Source organism: Geminicoccus flavidas, assembly GCF_009806515.1.
GTDB lineage: Bacteria > Pseudomonadota > Alphaproteobacteria > Geminicoccales > Geminicoccaceae > Geminicoccus > Geminicoccus flavidus.
The window spans coordinates 1-1,654 of record NZ_WUJP01000789.1; the positions used below are offsets into that span (position 1 = coordinate 1).

Below are 1,654 nucleotides of genomic sequence, written 5' to 3' on the forward strand. Positions count from 1 at the left end.
TGATCAAGCGCTTGGCCCGCCTGCCGGGCCTTGGGCCCCGCTCGGCGCGCCGCGCGGCCCTGGCGCTGCTCAAGCGCCAGGACACGCTGCTCGACCCGTTGATTCGCACGCTGGAGACCTGCCGGGCACAGGTCCGCCGCTGCAGCGTGTGCGGCAACCTGGATGCCACCGACCCTTGTGCCATCTGCAGCGATGGCGGCCGCGACGGCACCAGCCTATGCGTGGTCGAGGAAGTGGAGGACCTCTGGGCAGTCGAGCGGGCCGGCTTCTTCCATGGCCGCTACCATGTGCTGGGCGGCCGCCTCTCGGCCCTGGACGGCATCGGCCCGGACGAGCTGCGCATCGGCGAGATGCTGGCCAGGGTGCAGGCCGAAGGCGTGCAGGAAGTGGTCCTGGGGCTGGGCGCCACCGTCGAGGGCCAGACCACTGCCCACTACATTGCTGAGCGGCTGCAGGGCCTGGGTGTTGCCGTGACCGGGTTCGGCCGGGGCGTTCCGGTCGGCGGCGAGCTGAACTTCCTGGACGAAGGCACGCTCGCCGCGGCCTATCGGGCGCGCCGTCCGGTCGGCTAGGCGCTTTGACGTACCGGGAAGCTCCTGGTTGTGGGTCGGCGGGCGCCTGTTAGGCCCCCGTTAGCAGTTCTGGACGCACTTCGGACCTCGTACATCTGGTACGAGATCCGAAGTGCGCATCCGCGTCCTCTTGATGGTCCTGCTGGCCGGGCTCGCAAGCTGGGCGAGCTCCTTCGGCACGATGCTGGGCGGATCCTTCATGACGCCCAAGCAGCACATGACAAAGCGCCTGGACTGCCTCGATGCCGCGCTGGCCGGCCGACCAGCCATGCAGTGCCGGAACGAGCCGGGCTGGCACGTGCTGCTAACGAACCCGGTCGCCGCCAGGTCGTAGTGCTCCGTGCCGGACGATCGCCGGGATCCGCCGATGGGCAGGCACCGGTCCTGGTGGCAGGGCACCCAGAACCAGGTAGCCGACATAAAGCCCATAAGGCACGACGAACACCGTGCCCTCCCAGCGGTGGAAGGTCCAGCCGGTGCGCAGGAACAGGAGGACGAGCAGGGTCGCCGCGATCGCCACCCAGATGTCCAGCCGCGCGATCTCGGCCGGGATGGCGATCGGGTGGACGGCGGCGGTGATCCCGAGGATGCCCAGCACGTTCAAGGCCACGAGCCTATCAGGCGCGCCGGGCGGATCCTCGGCGACATGCTCGTGCATCTCGGCCTCCGCATCCGGCGTGGCCCGTTTGCTCAGGTAGGCCCAGACGATGTAGGCGACCAGCAGGGCGACGAACAGCAGACCCCCATGTAGCCGCACAGCGCTGCCTCGAGGCAGGCCAAGGTCGAGCCGATCGGGGCCAAGCCGTCGCGGCGGAACGCGGCCGGGATTACGGCGAGTGGGAAGACGACGGTCGCCCGAGGATCAGCAGAAGGTCGGCTATGTTGGAGCCCACCACGTTGCCGATCACGATGCCGGGCGTCTCCTGGGGTGCGCCCACCAGGCTGTTGACGAGTTCCGGGTGGACGTGCCGAAGCCCACCAGGGTGAGGCCGATCATCAGCGGCGAGATGCCGATGAGTCGCGCAACGCCGACGGCGCCGCGGACCAGCACCTTTCCACCCGCGACCAGCAGCGCGAGGTCG

General features: G+C 69.3%; 5 protein-coding genes. 2 read left to right on the forward strand and 3 right to left on the reverse strand.

Going from position 1 to position 1,654, the window contains the following annotated elements; genetic code table 11:
• Positions 1-2: 2 nt before the first annotated feature.
• Positions 3-572 carry a recombination mediator RecR gene (gene recR / locus EQG76_RS22625; RefSeq protein ID WP_159716571.1) on the forward strand — a complete coding sequence of 190 codons (570 nt, stop codon included), beginning with the start codon at positions 3-5 and terminating at the stop codon, positions 570-572.
• 112 nt (positions 573-684) lie between these two features.
• The gene (locus EQG76_RS22630; protein WP_159716572.1) at positions 685-906 is read left to right on the forward strand and encodes a hypothetical protein; all 222 of its coding nucleotides are present in this window, start codon (positions 685-687) and stop codon (positions 904-906) included.
• Here the strand turns inward: EQG76_RS22630 and EQG76_RS31790 are convergent.
• The 3 genes from EQG76_RS31790 to EQG76_RS33610 form a co-directional block, all read right to left on the reverse strand.
• Entirely contained in the window at positions 877-1,329 is a 453-nt protein-coding gene (locus tag EQG76_RS31790; RefSeq protein WP_200841035.1) for a hypothetical protein, read from the reverse strand. The two genes, EQG76_RS22630 and EQG76_RS31790, sit on opposite strands and share 30 nt — an antisense overlap.
• A gap of 70 nt (positions 1,330-1,399) precedes the next feature.
• Complete coding sequence (locus EQG76_RS33605) at positions 1,400-1,510, reverse strand: hypothetical protein (RefSeq protein ID WP_407925560.1); 111 nt, start codon at positions 1,508-1,510, stop codon at positions 1,400-1,402.
• Positions 1,477-1,623, reverse strand: coding sequence for a hypothetical protein (locus tag EQG76_RS33610; protein WP_407925561.1), 147 nt, complete (start codon positions 1,621-1,623; stop codon positions 1,477-1,479). Before EQG76_RS33610 ends, EQG76_RS33605 begins: the two co-directional genes overlap by 34 nt.
• Positions 1,624-1,654 lie beyond the last annotated feature (31 nt).